Annotated in this window: 6 protein-coding genes and 2 pseudogenes; 4 read left to right on the top strand and 4 right to left on the bottom strand. The window is 35.9% G+C overall.

Annotation, left to right across the window (positions count from 1 at the left end):
* Nucleotides 1-111: 111 nt before the first annotated feature.
* Both AC1DCD_RS09805 and AC1DCD_RS09810 read right to left on the bottom strand, forming a co-directional pair.
* A complete protein-coding gene (locus tag AC1DCD_RS09805) occupies nt 112-1,113 on the bottom strand; it encodes an AAA family ATPase (protein WP_353586099.1) in 1,002 nt (333 codons plus the stop codon).
* Between the two features lie 41 nt (nt 1,114-1,154).
* Nucleotides 1,155-1,463 carry a DUF3853 family protein gene (locus tag AC1DCD_RS09810; protein ID WP_060940485.1) on the bottom strand — a complete coding sequence of 103 codons (309 nt, stop codon included), beginning with the start codon at nt 1,461-1,463 and terminating at the stop codon, nt 1,155-1,157.
* A gap of 357 nt (nt 1,464-1,820) precedes the next feature.
* Between AC1DCD_RS09810 and AC1DCD_RS09815 the strand changes: the two genes are divergently transcribed.
* The 4 genes from AC1DCD_RS09815 (at nt 1,821) to AC1DCD_RS09830 (ending at nt 6,411) form a co-directional block, all read left to right on the top strand.
* On the top strand, nt 1,821-2,024 hold the full coding sequence (locus AC1DCD_RS09815) for a helix-turn-helix domain-containing protein (protein ID WP_353585840.1): 204 nt from the start codon (nt 1,821-1,823) through the stop codon (nt 2,022-2,024).
* Nucleotides 2,021-2,590, top strand: a complete 570-nt coding sequence (locus tag AC1DCD_RS09820; protein WP_353585839.1) for a phospholipase D-like domain-containing protein — start codon at nt 2,021-2,023, stop codon at nt 2,588-2,590. The genes AC1DCD_RS09815 and AC1DCD_RS09820 overlap by 4 nt, the downstream gene beginning before the upstream one ends.
* A 129-nt stretch (nt 2,591-2,719) precedes the next feature.
* On the top strand, nt 2,720-5,728 hold the full coding sequence (locus AC1DCD_RS09825) for an HsdM family class I SAM-dependent methyltransferase (protein ID WP_464641326.1): 3,009 nt from the start codon (nt 2,720-2,722) through the stop codon (nt 5,726-5,728).
* 5 nt (nt 5,729-5,733) lie between these two features.
* Nucleotides 5,734-6,411 (top strand): hypothetical protein, encoded by a 678-nt coding sequence (locus AC1DCD_RS09830; RefSeq protein ID WP_231728395.1) that lies wholly within the window; start codon nt 5,734-5,736, stop codon nt 6,409-6,411.
* A 302-nt stretch (nt 6,412-6,713) separates the two neighbouring features.
* Here AC1DCD_RS09830 and AC1DCD_RS09835 read toward each other — a convergent pair.
* Nucleotides 6,714-6,866 (bottom strand): annotated as a pseudogene (locus AC1DCD_RS09835) (group II intron reverse transcriptase/maturase); the annotation flags it as partial.
* A gap of 12 nt (nt 6,867-6,878) precedes the next feature.
* Nucleotides 6,879-7,348: pseudogene (locus AC1DCD_RS09840) on the bottom strand (transposase); the annotation flags it as partial.
* Between the last annotated feature and the right edge of the window lie 94 nt (nt 7,349-7,442).

A 7,442-nucleotide genomic window follows, 5' to 3' on the forward strand; every position in this document is an offset into this window, starting at 1 on the left:
TACCTTATAAAAAGAATCAGCATAAAGCTTGTCAATACAAACTTTATGCTGAAATATAGTTTTTAAGGGACGACTATATAGCCTGCGTCCGACCGACCAGAGGTTTTAGGGTTAATTGTCTCGGTTGAGCCGATATTTTCCTCGCTCTTCCTTTATCACCATGGCCTTGTTGAGCAGAAATTGCAAGAGTTCTTTGAGCTTGGTTTGCCCATAAGATTGTCCTACGACCTCAGTATAAGCCTTTTTGAGTGCCACGATAAGTTCGCCATAGGGCAAGACTTCGTGAAAAGAAAAGGCTTGTGTCAATACTTTTCGATGTTCCGTGTCGCTTAGTTCGTGGTAAGAATGGCGGTGGGACTTGCAATCTGCATCCGTGTAGGAAGTGTCGATTTCGGGAACACACACCTCATCTTCCATTTCCTTGAGCCGAAAAGCGAATTTGTCAAAGGGCTTGGAGCGAATGATTGCAGGGGCCACGATACTTCGCTCGGGTAGCGTATTGTCCCTTGTGATTTGTAGGACGGTCTCTGCCTTGTTGTTGAGTTCGGTGCCGATGTGCCCTCGTGCGTTGTCATCGCCTTTGTTGAGGTGTAAGACGGTTTGAATGTGGATATTCTGCTCACTCGTCCACTGCATCAGGTCACCCACTAACTTGGTTGCCTCGGTTGAATTGTTGATATCGAGCATCAAATCACGGATGCCGTCAATGACCACCAAACCCACATTGGGTGTGTTGTAGATGGCATAACGGATGATTTCTCTGCGTTCATTAGGGTCAGCAATGGCTCTAAGATGACTAAACTTCAAATTCTGTGGTTCCTTGTCTATTGGCAGTTTTGCCAATTTCAAAATGCGTTGCATTACAAGTTGGCAATGGTAAGGACTTTGTTCCGTGTCAAAGTAAAGTATCGTGCGTTTACTTTCAGGAAATGATGCTTGATATTCCAGCACTTGTCCATTGACAAGGGCTGCTGCAACGATGGCACTCACATTGAAAGTCTTCTTAGCTTTCGCCTTACCTGTCGATACACTGAAGTTCCCCAGTGTGCCAATAATAGCTTCACCTGCTTGTAGTACAACAGGAGGAAGCGTAAACTCATCGGTTACATGAATGAGCGACTTTTGTCAAATATTTTTATAATCAGTTGTATTCATCATCGTCCTCCTATCTTTCGCCCTGCCAATTCCAGCGCAAGGTCGGCATCAACGATAATCTTGCGCCCCACCTGCGTAATGGCACGATTGATTTTACCACTCTGCTTGATGCGGTTAGCTGTAGGCAAACTACACCCGAAGAGGCGTGCAATGCCAGCCAACCCGTACACATATCGCTTTTCTTCTTTGGAGGAAGAAGCCTTTGTTGATTCCCTGCTCGTGGATATATTACCGTGTTGTGCAAGGAAAAGTAATTCTTCACCAGTCATCTGCCAAACAGGCTTGTCCAGTAATTCGTTTATCGTCATAATCCAATTGTTTTGAAATGAATAACTCACCCTTGCGCATAGGGCATTCAGTCAGCTCTGACGGTACAAAAGTAGAGGGCTTTTGATGTTATTCCAAGAAGCTGGGATATAGCGGGAAGTATAGGGAAATGTAAGGAAATCAACAACTATCAAAAACGCTCAATACATACTCAAAAAGTAGATGGTTTCGGTCAAAGGCATATTCATTTCCAATCATCATTGATTGTTTAAGAGATTACTTTTGGTGTCCTCTCACTGGAAAAATCATTTTCAGTAGCGTGAAAGTTCCGTTTTTCTTCGTTTTATTCATTATAAGTTCATAACTTTGTAATTAATATCAACATAAACAATCATCCGATGGGACAGAAGAAAGAGCATAGCAATCTTATCAAGGAGTATTCGGAGAAGCGAGGTATCACGCAAACATGGCTCGCTAAAGAGATAGGTATGAGCTTCAGTATCACCAACGCCTATGTTTGCAAATGCAAGCAACCAAACCTCGCCACAATATTCAAAGTGGCAGACTTGCTCGGTGTTTCACCCAAAGAATTAGTAAAATGATGCACAATAGCCTAATTGATAATTCTTTCGACACACTCTCTATGCAGACCTATCTCAAGAGATGTGTCTTGGCCGAAGATATTGACAAAATTCGGATTGCAACTGGGTATTGGGATATACCAGGCATGTCGCTTGTCATTGATGAGCTTACCAGCTTTTTAAGTCGAGAGGGTACTGCTTTGGAACTACTCATCGGTAAAGATCCTTATGTTTATGCCTCGCTTCTTGCAAATCCCAAGTACAAAGATGCAAATTATCCTTATGATTTTATTCGAACGGATATACATAAAATAGATATCATAGAGAAATATAAGAGCGTTATTAATCTATTACTAACCTATTGTGAGAGTGGAAAAATTCAGATACGTATTTATACGAAGAATGCCTACAACAAGGAGGAGTTTCTACATTCCAAATGCTATATATTCTCTGGGGCCTCGAATTCTTTTGGAATCATAGGAAGTTCTAATTTTACACAGAAGGGATTGTCGGGCAATTCTGAACTTAATTACCTTGAAACAGATCCTGTCCGCATTACAGCTCGACCCGTACCGGGATCGGTGTAGACTTAAAATATTGTAAGGACAGAACTTTTTCACAGGATAACTACTCTTTTATGAGAGGAATGTACTACATTTGTAATGCTGTTTATTTTTGGATTGTTATATCCATTCAATAATAGCCAACGATTGATTATGCAAAATGATAATATATATAACCAATTAGGATATACATCCGAATTTCTGACAACCAATTCAGAAATAGCTAACTTACACCCTCATTATGCTGATTTAGTAAAACTTGAAGCTGATAAGTTTTACTTTTCAGGAAATCATCCTGCGGTCTTATTTGTAAACATAAAGTCATTTAGTAACAATGGCGAATTAAGGCGTATTGCTGCTATTCAGCATAAAGCATGGAATTATCGAAAGGTTATTTTGTTATTTGCATTATCTGAAACAGAAATAAGAATCTATAACTGCTACGAAAAACCAACCTATATAAAGGGAGGGGACGATATTAATTTAAAATTAAATAATGCAGAATTATTACGTTATGATACGACATCATCGGATGTCGATACCTTAAATATCCTTGTGGAGATTTTTTCTCGTATAGGAGTAGATAACGGGTTATTATGGACAAAACAGCCAGAAATACGTAAAAAGATAGATTTACAAAACAGAATAGATGCTTATTTGGTAAAAAGTCTTAGTGAAACAGCTAAAGCATTAGAAAAAGATGGTTTAAACAAGAAAGTTATCCATAGTCTTTTAATGCGGTCTCTCTTTATTTTATTTTTGGAAGATAAGGGAGCAGCCAACGAAGCTGGTTTATATACAAAAATCAAAAGCGATTGTTCAAGTTATTTCGATATCCTTAACAGCAAAGAGGCAACATATAAGCTATTTGAAGAGGTACAAATTCATTTCAATGGAAATGTTACTCCCGTTTTACCTAATGAGAAAAAATTAGTAACCGACAATCACCTTAAACTTATTAGGAGATGTTTTATAGATGGAAATATATCAGATGATGAAACATTATTTAAGAATTGGAGATTGTTTAATTTTGAGATTATACAAATTGAATTATTAAGCGAAATTTACGAGAATTTCTTAGGGGAATTAAAACATGAGCGTGGTCAGTTTTACACGCCATATAATTTGGTAGAACTTATCCTTTCTGATAAACTTCCTATCAGTAAGAGTAACTACAATGTGAAAATTTTAGACCCAGCTTGTGGCTCGGGTATTTTCTTAGTTGAAAGTTACAAACGTCTTATAAAAAGATGGAAAAAAGCTAATAATACTAATAAAATCAGCTTTGAAAAATTAAAGAATTTACTTTTAGACAATATATATGGAATAGAAATAGATGAAACTGCCATTAAGGTAGCTGCATTTAGTTTATATTTAGCATTGATAGATGAATTAGACCCTAAAACCCTTTGGATTGAAACTAACTATCAATTACCTTATCTGATTTTTGATTCTGAAGATACAAATATCAAAAATCAAGGGCGAAATTTATGGAGAAAAGACACAATCGGAGAAGTGGACACGCATCTTTTCCCAAAAGTTGATTTAATTATTGGTAATCCTCCTTTTGGGACTAAAAACTTACCGCAACCAATCAAAGAGTATTGTTCCAAATATAAATTTTCAAATGAGTATGTACTTCCATTCATTCATAAATCGGTTGAATTTTGTCCAACAGGAGAGATTGCTTTAATTTTCAATTCAAAAGTGTTGACAAATACGCAAAAACCATATCAAAATTTCAGAAAATGGTTATTCAATGCTAATTATGTCGAAAAAGTATATAATCTTTCTATATTCCGCAAAACACCAAAGCATTTCGGCGGACAATTATTTGCGTCCGCAGTAGGACCTGTAAGTATTGTTTATTTTCAACATATTGCTCCTGAAACCATTTCTGAGACAATAGAATATTGGGCTCCTAAAACCTATATAAAATCAAGTATTATTGATGGCGTTGTCATTGATAATAGCGATATTAAAGAATTACCTAGGATTGAATGTCAGAATCCAAATTCTAAAATTTGGAAAGTTGCATTGTGGGGTAATTTTAATAATTTTAGGCTTTTGAAAAAACTTCAAAAAACGACTTTAAAAGACTATTTTGACAAAACTGATAATTGGATTTATGGAAGAGGATTAAATGCAGATAGTGACAATCCTGATTTTGTTCCCAAGCAAATGATAAAAACAGAATGTATTGAAAGATATTTCACAGATCCCGATACATCTACACAATCCAATACAAAATTTTACAGAAAAAACAACGAACAATTATTTTATCCTCCATTTGTAATATTCAAAGAGGGACAACACAATACAGAAATAGCATGTTCTCTTTTTGAGAAAAAAAGATACTGCACCACTGGTGCTTTTATTATAAATTCAACGGATGAAAAGTTAGATGAAAAAAAATTTTTAGTTTCATATTTAAATTCAGATATTGCTAAATACATATTATTTTTAACTGCGTCATCATGGGGAATTGAACGAGAACGTGTTTTGCTAAATGAACTATTAGAGCTACCATCTCCATTTTTCTCAATAGATCCTGATATACTAAAAAACATAGCAAATGCTTTTGATAAAATTGTTTTACTCAAGAAAAATGTAATTGGTAATGATGCAAAAATTAAAGAGCTAGAACAAAATATATTTAATGAGTTTATTAAGCATTTCTCATTGTCTGATAGAGAAGTTGCTCTAATAGAAGATACAATGTTGTTTGGCTTAGGATTATTTAGAGATGGACATAACTCTATTGGTTTTAGGCGAACTCAATTGTCCGAAAACAGAATGTATGCAGAAACTTTATATAATGATATAAATTCATTTTTATTATCATCGGACATAAAGGCTTCAGCAACTATATATGATGTACAATTAAATGACCCGTTAAATTTAGTCATTCTACATTTCGGCAAAGAAGTAAAAGAAATTGAAATAAAAAACATTACCGAACTTAGGAAACAGCTACAAGAAATAAACAAATATACAGTCCAGAAAAAAATGCATAGCATATATGTACAAAAACATCTAAAATATTATGATAAAGATACGGTTTATCTAATCAAACCCAATCAAAAGAGATTTTGGACTAGAACTCAAGCTATGGAAGATGCCTCTTCATTGATAGCGGATATTATCAACATGGCTAAATAATGAATATGGCAGGGATTCTTAATAATGACATTATTAGCGATTTTGAAAATAGCTTCCGAACTAATTGTTTGATTTTAATTGGAGAAGCATATAAATGGCTAAAGGATACAAATAATATAACCGTTGACTGGGATGAGGAAACAATTTCAGCTAATATTTTTACTCATATATATGAGAATGAAAAAGCTATAGCGTGGAATATCAATGTTTCGGATGAGTGCCGACTATATCATCAAGCTATTCTCAACAACAAAATAAGAGCTAGGTCTGCATTTCGTATAGACTTAAAACTATCCACTAATTGGATTAAAGCAACTAAACGGGTGTGCTATTTTGTTGAAGCAAAAAACTTAATAGAGAATAATTGTACCAAACAGGGACGAAAATCAAAATTAAGCGCAAAAAAAATACAAGAAAGATACATATCTACAGGTATAGACCATTTTATTTTAGGAGATTATCCAGCAAATGGCTGTATGCTCGGCTATATAATAGAGGGAACAACAACAAGGATAGTGGAGAATATAAATGAAATATTATTTCAGAAGACAAGAAGTAATGAAACCTTAAAAAAGAAAGAATTGGACATTCCATATTTAGAAGAAGCCTATATATCAGTGCATCTAAATGATTATGTATTACATCATTATTTTTTGCAATTTTCAAAACCTCAAAACAGTTAATGACTTTTGTTTTTGTAACCATCTGTTGCAGAAACGACCCACATACTAAAAGTGTCCCCATTTTCCAGTTATTAGCTGGGAAATGGGGGTATATATTTAGTCGCTTCGGGCGATCGCAATCAGGTTGTCAAGACCACGGAAATAGATAGTGGGCAACTCGTCTATAATGTAAGCATCCAATATTAGCCGCCTTTCAGACTAATCGAGTAGGAGGTAAACCCTAATCATAGGTGTTTATTTCCTACTTTCGTGTTCACCGACCTCTCACACCACCGTACATGCGGTTCCGCATACGGCGGTTCCTATTTTGGGTGCCATTCGAGATACGACCCCATTAAAGTTGCATACCCAGCTGAGCGTAGTCTATTGTTATCTATCGCCCTTGTTAAAATAAGACTATCAGCTATTCGCCGATAACCCTTGCGAGTATTACTCCATTCGTATGTTTTGTATTTAGGGGCTGCTAATTTATTTCTTTCATGGATACTCTCACCCTGTCTTTGATTGGAATATGTTTGCTCTTGGGACGATGTCTGTATTTCATCTTATGCCTTGTGTGCTTGGCAAGTTCCCCTGTTGTGTCATTGTGGATGATGTTGTAGATGGACTGGTGGGACACCTTTATCCCCTCATTCTTGCGCAGATATCCTGATATTTGTCTTGGAGACCACTGGTCGTTGATAATATATTTCTTGATTCTCCAAACCAATTCGTCGGAGAGTTTGGAGTTCTTTACCGTTCTATTTCTGCGCTGCATAGCCATGTCGTGCGCCTTTGTCCTGATATACTTTCCCGATGGCGTGCTGTTGTTCTTTAGCTCACGACTGATCGTAGCTTCACTCGTACCCACAATGAGGGCAATTTCTTTTCTCTTTATTTTCTTTTGGAGTAAGGCGAAAATTTGCGACCTTTGCTCCCAGGTTAATTGATGATACATATACAATACAAAGTTAATTAGTCGTCCCTTAAAAACTATATTTCAGCATAAAGTTTGTATTGACAAGCTTTATGCTGATTCTTTTTATAAGGTA

The sequence above is a fragment of the Prevotella sp. C0209C1 genome (assembly GCF_056583855.1).